The 18,175-nt window shown below is 39.1% G+C and carries 20 protein-coding genes; 4 read left to right on the top strand and 16 right to left on the bottom strand.

The annotated features are described in order from the left end of the window. Positions 1-386 precede the first annotated feature (386 nt). Complete coding sequence (locus ACQY77_RS16395; protein ID WP_421941097.1) at positions 387-1,937, bottom strand: acyl-CoA mutase large subunit family protein; 1,551 nt, start codon at positions 1,935-1,937, stop codon at positions 387-389. A 146-nt stretch (positions 1,938-2,083) separates the two neighbouring features. Continuing rightward, positions 2,084-2,614: a hypothetical protein gene (locus tag ACQY77_RS16390; protein ID WP_421941098.1), complete on the bottom strand. Its 531-nt coding sequence runs from the start codon at positions 2,612-2,614 to the stop codon at positions 2,084-2,086. Positions 2,615-2,707: 93 nt separating this feature from the next. Between ACQY77_RS16390 and ACQY77_RS16385 the strand changes: the two genes are divergently transcribed. Both ACQY77_RS16385 and ACQY77_RS16380 read left to right on the top strand, forming a co-directional pair. Then, the gene (locus ACQY77_RS16385) at positions 2,708-3,061 is read left to right on the top strand and encodes a HesB/IscA family protein (protein ID WP_421941099.1); all 354 of its coding nucleotides are present in this window, start codon (positions 2,708-2,710) and stop codon (positions 3,059-3,061) included. A 149-nt stretch (positions 3,062-3,210) separates the two neighbouring features. Next, on the top strand, positions 3,211-4,440 hold the full coding sequence (locus tag ACQY77_RS16380; protein ID WP_421941100.1) for an ABC transporter permease: 1,230 nt from the start codon (positions 3,211-3,213) through the stop codon (positions 4,438-4,440). An 81-nt stretch (positions 4,441-4,521) separates the two neighbouring features. Here ACQY77_RS16380 and ACQY77_RS16375 read toward each other — a convergent pair whose 3' ends face one another. From ACQY77_RS16375 to ACQY77_RS16355, 5 genes are read right to left on the bottom strand one after another with little or no spacing between them, the layout of a single operon-like run. After that, positions 4,522-5,259 (bottom strand): tyrosine-protein phosphatase, encoded by a 738-nt coding sequence (locus ACQY77_RS16375; protein WP_421941101.1) that lies wholly within the window; start codon positions 5,257-5,259, stop codon positions 4,522-4,524. Positions 5,260-5,273: 14 nt separating this feature from the next. Then, a complete protein-coding gene (locus ACQY77_RS16370; RefSeq protein WP_421941102.1) occupies positions 5,274-5,831 on the bottom strand; it encodes a hypothetical protein in 558 nt (185 codons plus the stop codon). Beyond that, complete coding sequence (galE, locus tag ACQY77_RS16365) at positions 5,832-6,854, bottom strand: UDP-glucose 4-epimerase GalE (RefSeq protein WP_421941103.1); 1,023 nt, start codon at positions 6,852-6,854, stop codon at positions 5,832-5,834. It lies immediately after the preceding gene. A 1-nt stretch (position 6,855) separates the two neighbouring features. Further along, on the bottom strand, positions 6,856-7,845 hold the full coding sequence (locus ACQY77_RS16360; RefSeq protein ID WP_421941104.1) for a UDP-glucuronic acid decarboxylase family protein: 990 nt from the start codon (positions 7,843-7,845) through the stop codon (positions 6,856-6,858). A 1-nt stretch (position 7,846) separates the two neighbouring features. Beyond that, the gene (locus tag ACQY77_RS16355; RefSeq protein WP_421941105.1) at positions 7,847-9,157 is read right to left on the bottom strand and encodes a UDP-glucose dehydrogenase family protein; all 1,311 of its coding nucleotides are present in this window, start codon (positions 9,155-9,157) and stop codon (positions 7,847-7,849) included. 180 nt (positions 9,158-9,337) lie between these two features. Between ACQY77_RS16355 and ACQY77_RS16350 the strand changes: the two genes are divergently transcribed. Then, positions 9,338-10,444, top strand: a complete 1,107-nt coding sequence (locus ACQY77_RS16350) for a 3-deoxy-D-manno-octulosonic acid transferase (protein WP_421941106.1) — start codon at positions 9,338-9,340, stop codon at positions 10,442-10,444. Here ACQY77_RS16350 and ACQY77_RS16345 read toward each other — a convergent pair. From ACQY77_RS16345 to ACQY77_RS16305, 9 genes are all read right to left on the bottom strand, one after another. Next, a complete protein-coding gene (locus ACQY77_RS16345; protein WP_421941107.1) occupies positions 10,441-11,049 on the bottom strand; it encodes an HAD family hydrolase in 609 nt (202 codons plus the stop codon). The two genes, ACQY77_RS16350 and ACQY77_RS16345, sit on opposite strands and share 4 nt — an antisense overlap. 4 nt (positions 11,050-11,053) lie before the next feature. After that, complete coding sequence (locus tag ACQY77_RS16340; RefSeq protein WP_421941108.1) at positions 11,054-11,566, bottom strand: gluconokinase; 513 nt, start codon at positions 11,564-11,566, stop codon at positions 11,054-11,056. After that, positions 11,563-12,576, bottom strand: coding sequence for a ferrochelatase (gene hemH, locus ACQY77_RS16335; RefSeq protein ID WP_421941109.1), 1,014 nt, complete (start codon positions 12,574-12,576; stop codon positions 11,563-11,565). The genes ACQY77_RS16340 and hemH overlap by 4 nt, the downstream gene beginning before the upstream one ends. 91 nt (positions 12,577-12,667) lie before the next feature. Continuing rightward, on the bottom strand, positions 12,668-13,342 hold the full coding sequence (locus ACQY77_RS16330) for a fatty acid desaturase (protein ID WP_421941110.1): 675 nt from the start codon (positions 13,340-13,342) through the stop codon (positions 12,668-12,670). Between the two features lie 78 nt (positions 13,343-13,420). Further along, on the bottom strand, positions 13,421-14,269 hold the full coding sequence (locus ACQY77_RS16325) for a 4-hydroxy-3-methylbut-2-enyl diphosphate reductase (protein ID WP_421941111.1): 849 nt from the start codon (positions 14,267-14,269) through the stop codon (positions 13,421-13,423). Between the two features lie 29 nt (positions 14,270-14,298). Further along, the gene (locus ACQY77_RS16320; RefSeq protein ID WP_421941112.1) at positions 14,299-14,922 is read right to left on the bottom strand and encodes a carotenoid biosynthesis protein; all 624 of its coding nucleotides are present in this window, start codon (positions 14,920-14,922) and stop codon (positions 14,299-14,301) included. Positions 14,923-14,924: 2 nt separating this feature from the next. Beyond that, the gene (locus ACQY77_RS16315; RefSeq protein WP_421941113.1) at positions 14,925-16,022 is read right to left on the bottom strand and encodes a glycosyltransferase; all 1,098 of its coding nucleotides are present in this window, start codon (positions 16,020-16,022) and stop codon (positions 14,925-14,927) included. After that, positions 16,019-16,642: a 1-acyl-sn-glycerol-3-phosphate acyltransferase gene (locus tag ACQY77_RS16310; protein ID WP_421941114.1), complete on the bottom strand. Its 624-nt coding sequence runs from the start codon at positions 16,640-16,642 to the stop codon at positions 16,019-16,021. The genes ACQY77_RS16315 and ACQY77_RS16310 overlap by 4 nt, the downstream gene beginning before the upstream one ends. A gap of 69 nt (positions 16,643-16,711) precedes the next feature. Continuing rightward, on the bottom strand, positions 16,712-17,221 hold the full coding sequence (locus tag ACQY77_RS16305; protein WP_421941115.1) for a phosphoribosyltransferase family protein: 510 nt from the start codon (positions 17,219-17,221) through the stop codon (positions 16,712-16,714). Between the two features lie 196 nt (positions 17,222-17,417). On the opposite strand from ACQY77_RS16305, the gene ACQY77_RS16300 reads away from it, so the two are divergent. After that, positions 17,418-18,122, top strand: coding sequence for a head GIN domain-containing protein (locus tag ACQY77_RS16300; protein ID WP_421941116.1), 705 nt, complete (start codon positions 17,418-17,420; stop codon positions 18,120-18,122). The last annotated feature ends 53 nt before the right edge of the window (positions 18,123-18,175 follow it).

The following is an 18,175-nucleotide window of genomic DNA, read 5'->3' as shown; positions in this document are numbered from 1 at the left end:
ATCAACATTTTAAACAAAATTCTCAAATAAATCGTAACCCACTGATAAGGAATATAGTAGAGGTCTTAACCTCAATTTTTTATGTGGATAACTATTTACTAACATAGGTTTTCCACACAAAAAGCCCTCTAAACCGTTTTACACCCAAAATTCTAAATCTTCACCTTAAAAGCAAATTCTAAGCCATTATGCCATCCAACAGCGTGGTTTAATCAATTTTCACTTTTCCAGCAGCTAAACCGCCTGATAATCAAAGCTATTAAAAACCTATTAATTAATAAGAGAAAAAAAGTCTACAAATCTATCATTCTTGTTACTACAGAAATACAAAGCCACTCCTACTTTGCAGACACAAAACTCCCCCATTCCCCATAAGCATTTATACGTTACTGATACTCTCCAAAAATCCCGCGAAGTGTATCTGCAATCTCTCCAAGCGTTGCATATTCCTCCACCGCATGTATAATAAATGGCATCAAATTTTCATTTGATTTTGCCGCTTCTCCTAAGTTATTTAACGCCAGGCTTACTGCATTGTTATCTCGTGCAGCCTTTAAGTGTGCTAACTTTTCTGTTTGGACATTCCTGATCGAATCATTTATATTAAAAACCTCGGTTAGGCCCTCTTCCTTTTGGGTAAATTTGTTAACGCCTACAATAATTCGCTCGCCACTTTCAACAGCTGTTTGATACTGGTAAGAAGCATCGGCAATTTCATTTTGCATATAACCACGTTCAATGGCATTAACAGAACCTCCCATCGCATCAATCTTATCAATATATCCCCATGCTGCAGCCTCTACCTCATCGGTAAGGTTTTCTATAAAGAAAGAACCTGCCAAAGGATCAACAGTATCTGTTACCCCACTTTCAAAAGCTATAATCTGCTGGGTACGCAAAGCAATTTTAGCCGCCGATTCGGTTGGGAGTGAAAGCGCTTCATCATATCCATTGGTATGTAAAGACTGGGTGCCGCCTAAAACTGCAGCTAAGGCCTGATTGCTCACCCTGATTACATTATTTAATGGCTGTTGGGCAGTTAACGTAGAGCCACCGGTTTGTGTATGAAATCGAAGCATTTGAGCCTTCTCGTCTGTGGCCCCTAAATCTTTGGTAATCTTAGCCCACATTCTTCGTGCAGCCCTGAACTTGGCAATCTCCTCAAAGAAATTATTGTGACAGTTGAAGAAGAAAGAAAGCCGCTTAGCAAAAATATTTATGTCGAGACCTTTATCAATTGCCGCCTGTAAATAGGCTTTTCCATTGGCCAGGGTAAATGCCAGTTCCTGAACTGCTGTAGAGCCAGCCTCCCGAATGTGGTACCCCGAAATCGAGATGGTATTCCATTTAGGCACTTCCTTACTGCAATATTCGAAAATATCAGTAATCAGCCGCATGGAAGGTTTGGGTGGATAAATATACGTTCCACGGGCAGCGTATTCTTTTAAAATGTCATTCTGAATGGTGCCTGAAATCTGCTTCAAATCAGCTCCTTGTTTTTTGGCCAATGCGATATACATGGCCAGCAAAACAGAAGCAGTTGCGTTAATGGTCATGGAAGTGGTAATGTCTTTGAGGGCTATACCTTCAAACAGAATCTCCATGTCTTTTAACGAGTCTATCGCTACCCCTACCTTCCCCACTTCGCCATCGGCCATTTCATGATCAGAATCGTAGCCGATTTGTGTTGGCAAATCAAATGCTACCGATAAACCTGTAGTACCCTGGCCCAGTAAGTAGTGATAGCGCTTATTCGACTCCTCTGCAGTAGAAAAACCTGCATACTGCCGCATGGTCCACAAGCGTCCCCGGTACATATCCTGCTGTATTCCCCGGGTAAAAGGAAACGCTCCAGCCTTTTCTTCCATTGGTTTGGATGAGGTATAAATTTCTTTAATCTCTATTCCTGATGTGGTGATATGTTTTTTCTCGCTCATATTACATTATAACTTGGAATACATGATTTGGTTAACTGCTTTGAAAATTGTTTAACTGTTTAACTGTCCAGTTGTTTAACTGAGCTTCATCTATTAAACACCTCACCGATTAAACGATTCACCAATTAAACACCTTCTCATCAGCACTAAAACATTTTCTGAATATCCTTTTTCACTAACTCAATAGTTAAATCGTAAGGGTTATCATCAATACCAGCCATGTGCTGCAATATTATTTTACTGAGTTCAATTCCATTTGCGTCGGCGGGTAAGCCCTGCACAGCATTGTTAATCATGGCAATGGTATCATCTTTCAATTTACGAACAACAGTCCAGGTGGTACTATCCACATATAGCTGTTGGGTAATGTTATGCTGGTATTCTGAACGGATATCATTTAATATACTGGCCTGCAGTGCAGAGAGCGGAATACCTTGCTGATGTAGGCGTACCAACAAATTTGCGGGGTTAATTCTATCTGTAAACAGGATGAGGCGTTCATGGGCCTGCAACCTCAAGGGCAAAAGTGCTGCACGGCTCTCTTTATTTAACTCGGCATTTTTCAAGTTAAAGAATCGCTGAATGTCGTTCTTAAGCACAAGATAAACCGCCATCAGTGACAAAAAAATACCGGCAAATAATATAACTATTTCTGTAAGCAGGTGTTGTGTATTCATATTATTGTTTAAATAAGGTAATATTAGTGTACCCCTGAAAGCAAAAATGTACATTATTATTTATATTTGTAATAGTTAAAAATTTAAAATACTATGAGTACAACAGTTGATACATCATTTGCTCCGGTAAGTTTTTCGGAAGGTGCCGCAAAAGAACTTCATAAGTTAAAAGACCAGCAGGAAATTGGCGACGATTATGGTTTACGTGTTGGCGTTGAAGGTGGCGGTTGTGCCGGCATGAACTATATTTTGGGTTTTGACCAGAAAAAGGATGGCGATCAGGAATTCTTTATTGATGGAATCAAAGTATTCATGAACAAAGCGCATCAAATGTACCTAATGGGCATGATGATTGAGTGGCAAGATGGATTAAACTCCCGCGGGTTTACCTTTATTAATCCTAACGCAACCAGTACTTGCGGTTGTGGAACAAGTTTTTCTGCATAACGAAAATTTTATTGTAACATATAGTAGAGTCCCTTTGTCTAACATTGGGACTTTTTTATTTTTACAACAGGATATTAAGTCGAAAACAGTGTAGATTTAAGGCTAAGGCCAATCTTAATACTGAACAACCTATACTGCAAACTTAGCTAATGAATTACAGAGAAAATATCAGGCTTGCTTTAGAATCAATTAAAAGCAACCGCTTGCGCACCATGCTTACCGCCTTAATTATCGCTATTGGTTTAATGGCTTTGGTGGGTATTTTAACTACATTGGATGCCGTTAAAAAAAGTATGACAGATGCTTTTAGCAACATGGGCGCTAATTCATTTACAATCAGAAACAGGGGAACAGGAATTAGAATTGGTTCTGGCAAACGCCCGAAACCCTTCAAAGCCATCAGGTATGAGGATGCGATTAAATTTAAAGACAGCTTAAATACGCCTGCCACAGTTGCGGTAAGTGTTTTTGCCAGTGGTGGCTCTACAGTAAAATATGGAAGTTTAAAAACCAATCCGAACATTAATGTACAAGGGATTGACGAAAATGGTCTTGCTGCCCAGGGTTTAGGTCTTTCACAAGGCAGGAATTTCAGTAAGGCCGAAGTTCAGGTGGGGAATAACGTATGTATTGTTGGTGGTGAAGTGGTAGAAAAGCTTTTTAAAAGTGAAGATCCGGTGGATAAGCTGATCAATGTAGGCAACAATCGTTTCAGAATTATTGGTATCCTGGCAAAAAAAGGCTCAAGTATGGGTTTTAGTGGCGACAGGGCCGTTTACGTACCTCTTCCAAAGGCCAAACAAATCAATTCGAATGCAAATCCTTCTTATACCATTACTGTAATGGTACCGAATAATGATATTATGGATAATGTAATTGGTGAATCTACTGCATTATTTAGAAATATCAGAAAAGTTAAGGTTGGCGCTACCAATAACTTTGAGATAACTAAAAGTGATGCCATTGCCCAAACCTTGTTTGAAAACCTGAAATTTGTAGCCATTGGCGGTGTAGCCATTGGTATTATCACCCTCCTTGGTGCCTCTATTGGCTTAATGAATATTATGTTGGTTTCAGTTACCGAACGAACGCGTGAGATCGGAATTCGAAAAGCAATTGGTGCCAATCCAGCAGTAATTCGCAGGCAGTTTTTAATTGAGGCCGTTGTAATTTGCCTAATGGGTGGTATTTTAGGCATATTCCTGGGAATAGTTTTAGGCAATATCATATCGCTTGCCATGGGCGGAGCCTTCATCATCCCCTGGATATTTATCATCCTGGGCTTTATATTATGCGTATTGGTGGGAATCGGATCGGGATATTATCCTGCTAAAAAAGCGTCTAAACTTGATCCGGTAGAGGCGTTGAGGTATGAGTAAAGGGTGAGCTGTTTAGCTGTTTAATTGTTGAACCCTCAACTGGAAACTGTTAACTGAAAACTGCTAACTGGAAACTGGAAACTACAACAAACTATTCTTCAACTGGTGCTGGCTTAAGAGCTGTTGCATCACGGGGGTGGTTAAACTATCTTCCAGCGCTTTAGCATGCTTGAGGTGGTGCATATCGGTACCAATAAAGTCTACCAAATGATTTTCAGTCAGATCTTCTGCTACTTTTTTAGCCCCAGCACCATAATATCCTTTTAAGGCGATAGAATTGATCTGTAGCAGGCAACCGGTTTCCCTGATTTGATTAAAGTACTCTATAGAAGAATAGAAATAAGGATACCGTTCGGGATGTGCCAAAATAGGCTGATAGCCCGCATCCTGCATTTTTTTAATAAAATCGCTTAAATTTTGTGGGGCATTAATGAATGAGAGTTCAAACAACAGGTAGTTAGCCCCAAAACTTAGCACTTCTTTCTGATTAACCTTTTTCTCAAGGGTTTCATCCAGATAATACTCTGCTGCTGCTTCTACCTCCAGGTCGATTTGATGTTCATGAAGACCTTTCCTTAAAATATCCAGTCCCCGATTGATGGTATCTGGCGTATTCCTGAAATAATCTGCCATAACGTGCGGGGTAGCAATCAATTTCTTAAAACCTAAGGCTTTAAATTTTTTGGCCAATAAAATAGAATCGTCAATAGTTTGTGCGCCATCATCAATCCCGGGAATAATATGAGAGTGCATATCTACCCCTATGCTAGAGAAATTAAATTCGGGTACTATTTTCTTCTTCTTAAATAATCCGAACATGGTGTAAAAGTATTTTAGGCAATTTCTTTAGGAATGGAAGAGGCTGCCGCTTCAGCTGCTAATTTAGAAGAATAGATCTTATCAAGCAAATGATTCCATTCTTCCTTCAGGTCAAATTGCAGGTCTTCATGAAGCTTATGAAACTTATTAAGTGTTACACTCAGGGTTTTAATGTAAAAGGCAGAAAATAAAAAGCCATAATCACGATAACCGAACAGGGATCTTTTATAATCTAATGGAATGTTATGGAGGATAAAAACTTTGAGTTCCACCTCGCCAAAAGAATCTTTTGTAACCTTATAAAAGTGATTAACCGATGTAATCATCTTTCTCACAATTGCCAAAGCCTCTTTTGCATTGAGCTTTGCTAAGGATGGGATCTGATTGGTTACATCGGTCTTTATTTTTTCTTTTCGATCTTCAAGATCAAGTTCACCCTCCAATAGTTTATAGTGAAGGTGCTCGGTAAGCACTTTGTCTTTAGCAATTAATCGCAACAGTAACTTATCCTTCTCTTTGAGTGGCAGTTCTGTTATGGCCATTTTTAAATCCTTGTGCTCCGATAATTTCATTTAAAAGGGATTAGCCTTGATATACTTTTCCCATTCCCAGGCCGAACGCATCATTTCATTAATATCTAATGCTGCTTTCCAGCCCAGCTCCTGGTTAGATTTGGTTACGTCGCCATAAATCTGAACAATGTCTCCTGCCCTTCTCGGGCCAATTTTATAGTCCAGCTGCTCACCAGTAGATTTTTCAAAAGCAGCGATAATTTCCAGAACTGATGATCCGGTTCCGGTTCCAATATTGAAAACATCGTAATTTAAACCCGATTTATTTTCTTCCAATCGCTTAATAGCGGCCACATGGGCTTTTGCCAGGTCCACAACATGAATATAATCGCGGATTGCTGAACCATCTGGTGTTTCATAATCATCACCATAAACCGTAATCGGGCCACGTTTGCCAATAGCCGATTGCGTAATAAAAGGTACCAGGTTGGCCGGAACGCCATTTGGAAGTTCACCAATTAATGCCGTTTCATGTGCACCTACCGGATTAAAATAACGCAAAGCAATTACATTTAACGCTGGTGTTACCGCAGCAGTTTCTGCCAGGATTTCTTCTGCAATCTGCTTGGTATTGCCATATGGTGATTCTGCCTTCTTAACTGGCGCCGCTTCTGTTACAGGTAAGCTGTCTGGCTGGCCATAAACTGTACATGAAGAAGAAAACACGAAATTAAGCTTTCTGTTAAAGGCTGTAAGCAGGTTAATTAAACCATAAAAATTATTTTTATAGTATTTTAAAGGATTTTCTACCGACTCTCCTACTGCCTTTGAAGCAGCAAAATGAATAATTCCGGTTACATCCGGGTTAGCATTAGCAAAATCCTGAACTGCTTTTTCTTCCTGAAGATCTATTTCCTGAAAATCAAACCATTTTCCGGTAATTGCATGAAGCTGAGTTAAGATTTTGATGTGCGAGTTAGATAAATTATCTACGATTACGACCTCGTAACCGGCATTGTGTAATTCTACTACTGTGTGGGAGCCAATATATCCTGTACCACCAGTAACTAATATTTTTGCCATTTTAACGGTTGAATGTGGTAAAATCTTTATGTTCTATCTTGGCCAATGCTTCTTTGGGCAATGACTTGAAATATTCGTATGTAATTTTCAGACCCTCTGCTCTGCCTACTTTAGGCTCCCATCCCAAAATCTCCCTGGCCTTGGTAATATCCGGACGACGCTGTTTAGGGTCATCTTGCGGAAGTTCTTTATAAACAATCTTTTGTGTAGTGCCCGTAAGTTTAATAATTTCTTCACAAAACTGGTTGATGGTAATTTCATCCGGGTTGCCAATGTTCACGGGTTGTGCATAGTCGCTCATCAATAAACGATAAATACCCTCAATTAAATCATCAACGTAACAAAAGGAGCGTGTTTGACTACCATCTCCAAAAACAGTAAGGTCTTCTCCCCTTAATGCCTGTCCGATAAAAGCGGGCAAAACCCGTCCATCATTCAAACGCATCCTAGGCCCGTAAGTGTTAAAAATCCTAACAATCCGGGTTTCTACCCCATGAAAGGTATGGTAAGCCATGGTAATGGCCTCCTGAAAACGCTTAGCTTCATCATAAACCCCGCGAGGACCTACCGGGTTAACATTTCCCCAATATTCTTCTGGTTGGGGGTTTACATTAGGGTCGCCATACACTTCTGATGTCGAAGCAATTAGCATCCTGGCATTTTTATTCCGGGCCAAACCTAAAAGGTTGTGTGTGCCTAATGAACCAACTTTTAAAGTTTGAATGGGAATTTTAAGGTAATCTATCGGACTTGCCGGAGAGGCGAAATGTAAGATGTAATCCAGTTTACCTGGGATGTGTACAAATTTGGAAACATCGTGGTTATAGAATTCAAAATTCTCCATTTTGAACAGGTGTTCAATGTTGGCCATGTCTCCGGTAATCAGGTTGTCCATCCCAATTACATGGTAATCCTCACGGATAAAACGATCACAGAGGTGAGAGCCTAAAAAGCCTGCTGCCCCTGTGATCAATATTCTTTTTCGCTTCATTTTAACTGATGAGCTTCCTGCCGATACTATTGTAATAGTAACCCAGATCGATCATTTTTTGCAGATCGTACAGGTTTCGGCCATCGAAAACTACTTTATTTTTTAATGTGTTCTCTATCTTCTCAAAATCCGGATTTCGGAAAACAGACCACTCCGTTGCAATTAACAGTGCTTCTGCATTTTCCAATGCCTCATATGGATTTTTAGCGTAGCTTACCTTATCACCGATCAGATTGCGAACATTTTCCATAGCTTCAGGATCGAAAACCGTAACTGTGGCTCCGTTCTTCAATAAGTCATCAATGATATACAAAGCTGGCGCTTCGCGAATATCGTCAGTTTCTGGCTTAAATGCTAATCCCCAGAGCGCAAAATGTTTTCCTTTGATGTCATTTTTGTAATATTTCAACACTTTATCCACCAAAATGGTCTTTTGGCGCTCATTTACCTCCATTACAGATTTCAAAATCTGAAAATCGTAAGCATAATCGTCTGATGACTTTACCAGGGCCTGAACATCTTTGGGGAAGCACGAACCACCGTAACCTACGCCTGGAAAAAGAAAACGTTTCCCGATACGGTCGTCAGAACCAATTCCTTTACGCACAGCATCCACATCTGCCCCAACAAGCTCACAAAGGTTTGCAATCTCGTTCATAAAGGTAATCTTGGTAGCCAAAAATGAATTTGCAGCGTATTTAGTTAGTTCTGAGGAACGCTCATCCATAAAAAGAATCGGATTTCCCTGACGAACATATGGTCCGTAAAGTTCTGTCATCAGTTTCTTAGCCCGCTCGCTTTTGGTGCCCAACACCACACGATCCGGTTTCATGAAATCATCCACTGCAACACCTTCGCGTAAAAATTCAGGATTAGAAACCACATCCACCTCAATATCGGTATGTTCAACAAACACGGCCTTCACTTTATCAGCGGTACCTACAGGCACTGTAGATTTGTTTACAATAATTTTATATTCTGTAATCAGCCTGGCTACATCTTTGGCAGCACCTAAAATATAAGAAAGATCGGCAGCACCATCGCCTCCCGGAGGAGTTGGGAGCGCCATAAAAATGATCTGGGCATCCTTAATCGCATCAGCCAGAACAGTAGTAAAGGTTAACCTTCCCTGCTCAATATTTCTATGGAAAAGCAGATCTAAACCCGGTTCGTAAATCGGAACCTCGCCACCCTGCATTTTCTTAACTTTTGCTTCATTTATGTCTACACATATAACATCGTTGCCTGTTTCTGCTAAACAAGTTCCGGTAACTAAACCTACGTATCCAGTACCAATAACGGCTATCTTCATATATTTTTAAGCTTTTTAAATATATTCCTTTTATCTTGGCCACGAAGATATGAATTTACAACAATGCTTTTGCTTTACATATTAGGAATTAGAGTTTACAATTTAATTATTTGGGGGTTTTCTTTTTTTAATCAAAAGGCGAAATTCTTTATTGATGGGCGAAAAAAGCTGTTTTATGAATTGGAAAACAGGATTAATAAACAGGAAAAACATGTTTGGTTCCACTTTGCTTCTTTAGGGGAATTTGAGCAAGGCCGGCCCGTACTCGAGAAACTGAAATCCCAATATCCAGACAAAAAGATCGTGGTAACCTTTTTCTCCCCTTCGGGTTATGAAATAAGGAAGAACTATGCATTGGCTGAGGTTTTTTATCTGCCAATTGACACACCTGGTCATGCAAAACGTTTTATTGAAGCCATCAATCCTGAAATGGCCATCTTTACCAAGTATGAATTCTGGCACTTTTACTTCAAAGTACTCAAAGCGCGAAACATTCCTTTATACCTGATTTCCGGGATTTTTAGAGAAAGTCAAAGCTTTTTTAAATGGTATGGCGGTTTCTATCGAAACATTTTAAAAGCCGTAACCTATTTCTTTGTTCAGAATGAGGAAAGTGAGCGACTTTTAAAATCAATTGGACTACAAAATGTGGTAATTAATGGTGATACCAGATTTGACCGTGTGTTTGAAAATGCAGCCAGTCCAAAATCATTACCTGAAATCGAAAGATTTATAGGTTATTCACCAACATTCGTTTGTGGAAGTACATGGCCTGAAGATGAAAAATTACTCGCCACACTGCCATTAAAATATCCTGATTGGAAATTCATTATTGCACCCCATGAGATTCACGAAAGCCATATAGACAGTATTGTAAAGCTATTTCCTGTCGGAAGTTTAAGGTTTTCCAATTACAAGAACGCTACAATGGCTGAGGTTAATTCCAATATTTTGATTATTGATAATATAGGCATGCTTTCTTCCCTTTACCAATATGGAAAGCTAGCTTATATTGGTGGTGGATTTGGCGCCGGGATTCACAACACCTTAGAAGCTGCAGCATTTGGTTTGCCGGTTATTTTCGGCCCTAAATATGATAAATTTCAGGAAGCAAAAGATTTAATTGCCCTTGCCGCAGCAAAGAGCATATCATCTGAACAGGAACTTCAACAAGCCTTTGCAGATTTTTCAAATAACCAAGCGGCTAAACTTGCTGCTAAAAAGTATGTTGCCGATAAAAAAGGTGCAACAGATGCTATCCTGAGTAAAATTACTGCTGAAAACTAAATCTGATCTACACGAACCCAGTCCATGCCAGCTGCAATGGCAGCATCAACCCCCGGCTGCCCATCTTCAAAAACCAAACATTTTGAAGGATCAACGCCGAGCTTAGCTGCAGCGGCCAAAAAGGGATCAGGGAAAGGCTTACCGTTTTCTGTCTCTCCTGCACATACCAAAACTTCTACAAATGGTAACAGGCCTAAAACCATTAAGGTTTTTTCTACACTTTTTCTTCCACTACCAGATACTACTGCAATGCGCATCTTACCTGCGTGTTGCTTAAGGTGTTCGGCAACAAATTCTACAGGTAAAGTTTGGTCTATATATTCATCGAAGAAAGTAGCATATTTTTCTTCAACAAAACTAGCTGGGAGTTCTACTGCGTATTTTTTACTGATTTCATTCACTACCAATGCCGTTGGCCAACCTGCCAGGTCATCTATTATTTGTGTATCCAAATCTATCCCATAGCGGGCAGCAACCTGTTTATAAGAAAGTTTATGGGAGCCCATATTATCTGCCAGTGTACCATCGCAATCGTATAAAAAAGCTTCGTAATTTCCAGCAGTACGCGCGTTTAAAAGGGCCAGTTTTTCTAATTCGGTTTTCATGATTTCAATTTAGGGCAGCAAGACTATCTTTTATCACCTGATCTATCGGCAAATTGGCATCAACAGCAGTTATAGCAGGTTCAGCCAAATCAGGTTCTTCCAGCGCTTCAAACTGACTGGCCAACAAATTAGCCGGCATGAAGTGTCCGCTTCTTTTTTCCAGGCGATCGTGCACTTGCTCGAAGGAAGATTTTAAGTAAATAATTTTTAGTGGAGCGGTAATATGCTCCCTTAATAAAGTCCGATAAGCTTTTTTTAATGCCGAACACGCTAAAACAACAGGTTTTTCGGCTACAAAAGTGGTATTAACAGCCTCACTTACGGCCAATAACCATGGAAGCCGATCTTCATCAGTTAAAGGAATTCCGGCGCTCATTTTGTCAATATTGGTTGAGGGATGCAGGTCGTCAGCATCCAGAAACTGTCCGTGTAATGCATGTGCAAGCGCTTTTCCAACAGCCGTTTTCCCGCTCCCGGATACACCCATTACCATTACACAAAAACCAGTTAAACTCATTTAACCATTCCAGCTAAAGCATCAATAAATAAAGGATTGTCGTTTAGGCTTTCTACCAGCTGAACATGCTCACCTCCCAGTGTTCTAAATTCCTCGTGGTATTCTACTGTAATTTCATAAAGCGTTTCCAAACAATCGGCTACAAATGCCGGACTAAATACCAGCAATCTCTTTTTACCTTCAGCAGCCAGTCGCTTTAACACATCTGTAGTGTATGGCTGTACCCAAGGCTCCTTCCCTAATCGAGACTGGAAACAAACGGTATAATTTTCTTTGGCTAATCCCAGCTCCTTAGCAATTAATCGGGCTGTATCATGCCCTTGGGCCGAATAACAAAATTTATTGGTATCATTCAAGGTCTGACAACAATCTGCAGTCTTTAAACAATAACTTCCGGTGTGGTCACATTTTAAAAGTTGTCTTTCGGGTAATCCGTGGAAACTAAACAAAACATGATCGAAGCTTTCTACCTGATGCTTCCGTGCATTGTCTGCAAATACCCTGATCATCAATTCATTATCATGAAATGAATTCACAAACGATATTGGTGGAACGGTTGGCCATTTGCTTACCAGCTCCATTACCAGTTGCATTACCGAACCAGTACTGGCAGAAGCGTATTGCGGAAATAAAGGGATTACCTGAATGCTTTCTACCAGGGCGGCCTTTAATTTAGCTAATCCAGATTCTATAGAAGGGTTTTGATAGCGCATGGCTAACTCTACCTGGTATCCGTCACCAAGTTTATCTTGCAGCATCCTGGCTTGCAAAACACTATAATATAACAAAGGCGAACCGGTTTGCTCATCCCATATCTCTGTATATAACTTCGCAGTTTTAGGGCTCCTGAAAGGCACAATTGCCCCTTTAACCAATAAAGTACGGTTAAGTTTAGGGATATCAATTACCCGCTCATCCATTAAAAATTGATCTAAATATTTTTTTACATCGGGTACGGATGGACTGTCTGGAGTTCCTAAGTTGACGAGTAAAATTCCCTTCTTGCTCATTTAATATAGATATGTTTTGAGGCGCAAATATCGCTTATTTCCACGTCAACTAAAAGTGATCAATATCAAGTTTGGGTAAAAACCTACTCCTTTAACTTTTGGTTTTATACAACTGCCACCAGGGTAAATATGGCTTTTGGTGATGTTCTAAATGATAACCAAAAAAGTAACAGCTAATGAAGGCTAAAAAATGATTTTTCTTTAAGGTTGCAGATTGATATTCATTATCATGCTCTCCCTTATGGGGAAGGTAGGTACCGAAGTAAAACAACTGAAAGGTACTGAGTAATGAAGGCAGTACCCAAAAAAGCAATAAATTTTGCTCTGGAAACCATATTTTCAACAAGTTATAAGCTATCGCCATGATAATTAGCTGGGTAATGGTCACATAGTTGAGCATAAAACGAAGATACCATTTCCAAAAACCCTTGTCTGCATAATCCGGGTCATCCACCGTATGCACATGTCGGTGGTGTTGATGATGCTTGGCATATAACCGATTATAAAAGAATCCTGCATAAAGAAATACAGCCAGATAACCAATCAGGTTATTCATTTTTTTATCACTGGAAATCGTACTGTGCATGGCATCATGTGCCGTAATAAACAATCCGGTAAACAAATGCATCTGTAAAAGTACGAGGAGATAAACACATGGGTTAGACCAGGAAAAACCCCATTGGAGTAAAAAGCAAAGTAATGCAAACCAACAGCTAATTACTGCTGCAGCTACAAGAATTCCGGTATGCTTACTGGTCTTTTTCAATGGATATTATGCGTTGATGTAATATACCTCAGTAACAGTTGAAACTGAAAATTGATTTTATCAGACCTAAAAAAGGGCTTAATACTGTAGAAGAGCAGCTTTAACCTGTTCCATTAGCCACATCGGTGTAGAGGTAGCTCCACAAATCCCGATTTTATCCTGCTCAGCGAACCATGATTTGTCTAATTCGTCTACATTGGAAATGAAGTATGAATTGTCATTATATTTCTTGCAAACGTCATAAAGTACTCTTCCGTTAGATGATTTTTTACCTGAAACGAAAACAATCTTGTCGTAATGGCTTACAAATTCTTCCAGTTCTTCATAACGGTTAGAAACCTGCCTGCAAATGGTATCGTTAGCCTTTACCTCATAACCTCTGCTCAGCAATTCATCTTTAATGTGATAGAATTTATCAGTGCTTTTAGTGGTTTGGCTATACAACGTAAATTTAGAAGGCAACTCTACATGATCCAGTTCTGCAAGATCCTGAAAAACAATTGCTTTACCATCTGTTTGTCCTTGCAACCCAATTACTTCTGCATGGCCGTGTTTGCCAAAAATCAACACCTGCTCATTATCATCATGAGAATTCTTAATCCTGTTCTGAAGTTTTAAAACTACCGGGCAGGAAGCATCAATAAGGGTTAGGTTATTTTCCAAAGCCAGTTGATAGGTAGAAGGTGCTTCCCCATGGGCCCTAATCAATACCTTTTCATTTCTTAAATCCTTTAAAACCTCATGATCAATGATCTTTAAGCCTTTATTGGCTAGTCTTGCAACTTCCTCATCATTGTGTACAATATCACCCAGACAGTACAAATATCCTTCATGATCCAGAATATCTTCTGCCATTTCTATAGCATATACAACACCAAAGCAAAAGCCTGATGATTTATCGATAGTGACTTGTAGATTATAACTCATGTAGTTGCAAAATTAAGCAAAAAATTTGTTCAGGCTGTCATAAACAAGACAACAAAAAAGACAAGCTGTGACAGGAACATGGCTGGGCCAATATACTTTTGTTGCTTCAAACCTAAAGCGTAGTAAAATTTCAAAAGGATTACCGAAACAATATACCAGGCTACATAATTCTGAACCGGAATTTCGTGCCAGTCCCACTGCCAGTAATTAAATTTCATGGCTACAGGCTCTAAAAAGAAATCAAAGCAAACCAATACAGCTGCACCTAATGCAGAGGCGGCAATGCTATTTCTAATTTTCAGCGCTTTCATGGTTTGTCCCACGCTGAAGATTAAAATCACCCAGTTAACCCCCATTAACAGCGGTACCGCAGCAACCTTATATCCCAGCGTATCACCATAATAATAGCTTCCGAAAATTTTCCCGGTATGAACCCCTAAAACTTCTACCAGATATCCACAAAGGAAAACCCCTGAAACAAAAAGCAAAAGTCTTTTTACATCAGCATTGTACGAGAAGATAATGACCGCAAACATCAGTAAAAGATGGAAGGGAACTAATTTGAGGAAATAGGGTATTGCTGCAGGAATTAAAAAGCCTAACAAACCCACCAAATGGAAAATGATGATAACTGCAGTAGCTATCTTTTTCATTTTTATATCGGATTGATTGTTCTGCCCTTCCATGTGCTTGTTTTAAATAAGTGTTTTTTTATTGAGAGGAGCGAAATAATAAAGAAAAAAACCATTTGCAGGGGATGTAATATCAGGTTCATCCATACAGGTTGACCTGATAAATAAGAAATCATCATTCTGCTTAACACAATTAAAGCGATAGGCAAAATCAATAGATTAATATCGAAGTTGAAAATCAAAATTACAGGGCCAATGGTTACCAAAAGCTGGTAAATTAACAATATTATAATGTTATTGCCAAAGCCGGCAAGTAAATTTTTACTAAAACCCTGCAGGCTTTCATTCAGATTCTTATACATCCTGCAATGAATCAAACCGTTAGCTAAAAGCGCCTCAGTATTATATTTCTCCAGTTTAACCTGCTTTAAAATCTCTACATCTTCAACAACCTGTAGCTTTACCCGTTCATGCCATTGGTGCTGTTTATAATTTTCTGCATCGAAGAACATGCACTGACCACTTGCTGCAGCAAATGCCGGATTTCCCGAAAGCCTCACCAACCGCAAAGGAAGCAGATTGAGTAAAATAAAATGCATCAATGGAACCGTTAGTTTTTCACCCAATGAAAACATACGTTGTTGGGTAAAAATACTCAGCAAAGCAAGCTGCTCAACTTCCATTCTATTGATTAACGCATTGATTAAACCATGTTCAATTGTTTCATCGGCATCTATAAACAACAGATACTTGCCTGTAGCCTGTTCAGCAAGTTGTTTACAGGCATAATTTTTACCCAACCAATCTTTTGGCAAGGGTAATCCTTTTACCACGCGAAATTGAGGGTGCCGGCTACAAAATCCCTCTACCACCTCGTAAGTATTGTCTTTGCTATCATCATCCAGAATGATGACTTCGTAATTTTGATAGTCCTGTTGTAAAACAGATTCTAACAGCAGAAGGATATCTGCTTCTTCGTCGCGTGCAGGAATTAAAATAGAAACCTTGTCCTGATAATGCTTAATTACCCGGGGCAATTTGGGATTAGATAAAAAATTGAAAACAGTAACAGAAAATCTAATCACTAAAAAAACAAGTACGGCATAAATAAAAACGGTCATTCTGAGATTTGTGTTTGTTTAACAACGGCATGATCGTAATGTTTGTTATAAGCACTTTTTAATAACTGTAAACTGATATATTCTTCACTTTCCCAATTTTGAAGATAGCTAAATGCTGAAGGCTTTCGCTTAGAGAAATAATCGATAAATGTTGCCGCAAAAACGATGCTTACTCGTTTCTGACTGGCATTAATCATTTGCATTACTCCTTTCTCGAAATTAATGCTATTTACATGATTAGAGAAAAGTTTGCCCTGGGGGAAAACGAGCACAAGGTTTTGTGGATTATCCAAAAGCCGGCCGGCATAATTGAGCGTTTCTAATACATCTTTTCCCTTATTTTCTGCGGCGAACGCCCCTAAATATTTTAAAAAACCTACTTGCTTGTAATTCTCTGCATTTACCAAAACGTGAAATTGTTTTTTAAAAAGCTTTTTATTGATGTAAAAAAGGAAAAAACCATCCCACCAGCTAAAGTGATTAGCTAATATCAATACAGATGTGTTATCTTTGATTTCCAGCGAGTTATATTGAAAATCACTAAAATCCTTTTTGAGGATAAAAGAGATATACCAGGAAAAAAAGTTATAAATGACAGAATTTTTTCGTGGCCGGTGCATTCCGGGAAATTGCAAAAATTTGGGGTAATTTGCAAATCATTAAAGCCTAAAAGATGGCAACCGGATAGTTTAACTTAAATAAACACGATCTTCTTCCCCTTCTACATCCATTACTACATCCACATGTTCTTTTAAGATGGTTGCCAGTTCTAAACCTACAAAATCTGTTGCAATCGGAAAAATTTTATGGCTGCGATCTACCAGTACAACTGTTCTGATTTTCTTATGAGGTGTGTTTAAAAATACCCCTAAACCATAAGCTAAAGTCTTACCACTATTCAAAACATCATCAACAATGATAATCACTTTGTTTTTCCAATGGCTTTCATCTAAATCAGTTTTGGCAATGAGCTTGCTGCTTTCACGCTCCAGGTCGATACGGAGCAAGGTGATCTTTAATGCAGAAATCTTTTTCAATACTTTCTCCAAACGCAGCGCCAATTTATAACCTCTATCCCATATACCCGCCAGCACGATTTCCTTTTCATTAAGGTTATCTTCTAAAATCTGGTAAGCGATACGGTCTATTTTCTGTTGGATCTGCTTTTTATTTAAAATAAGTAATTGCGATGCTGCCATTGTATTCAAAAGGATTGAATACAAAAAGAACGATTTTAACTAGGATATTCAAACTATTTGAAAAAAAATTTCAATTGTTTGCAACGTTTCAATCTTTGATGCGTCTAATCAATAACCTAAGACCAAATTGTGGGATCAACATGAGCCATTGGTACAATACTTCGATTATGATTGCTTCCACTTAAAAATTGAACAGATGAAAAAATTATTTAAACCGGCCGCTATCTTCTTTATCATCATCAGCAGTTACATGGCAAAAGCCCAGGACACTAAAAATGTTGCAGTAAGAAGCTTTAACAGTATTGGCGTGAGTAGTGGCATAGATCTCTACCTTACACAAGGCGGATCTGAAAGTGTAAGCATCAAATCGGATGAAGAAACATTAAAAAACATTGTTGTTGAGCAAAGCGGCGGCAACCTCACCATTAAGTTTAAAGACGGCATTAACTGGAGTGGTTTGTTTAAAAACCGCATCATTAAAGCTTATGTAAATTTCAAAACGCTGTCGGCCATTGCTGCCTCCGGAGGTTCTGATGTTTTCTCTCAAAACCCAATCAAAGTTGATAAGCTGGCCATCCGTTCATCTGGTGGTGCTGATGTAAAATTAGAATTGGTTTGTAACGATTTATCGATCCAATCAAGTGGTGGAAGCGATGTTGATTTAAAAGGAAGGGCTGAAAATATGTCTATCCAATCTAGTGGTGGAAGCGATATAAATGCCTACGGATTGATTACCCAATATGCCAAAGTGCACACCTCAGGCGGATCTGATGTAAACATTTATGTAGAGAAGGGCCTGGAAGCAGCTGCGAGTGGTGGTGGTGATATCCACTTTAAAGGCAATGCCGCATTGAAGAAAACATCCAACTCCAAGAGTGGGGATGTAACCAGAGTAAAATAAGTTTAGTTTTAGTTAATAATTAATTCGCTGCTTTGTGGATGCAAAGCAGCGTT

The organism is Pedobacter sp., assembly GCF_965279535.1.
GTDB lineage: Bacteria > Bacteroidota > Bacteroidia > Sphingobacteriales > Sphingobacteriaceae > Pedobacter.
Note: the sequence above shows the minus strand (reverse complement) of the source record. Positions and strands in the feature narration are given on the sequence as shown.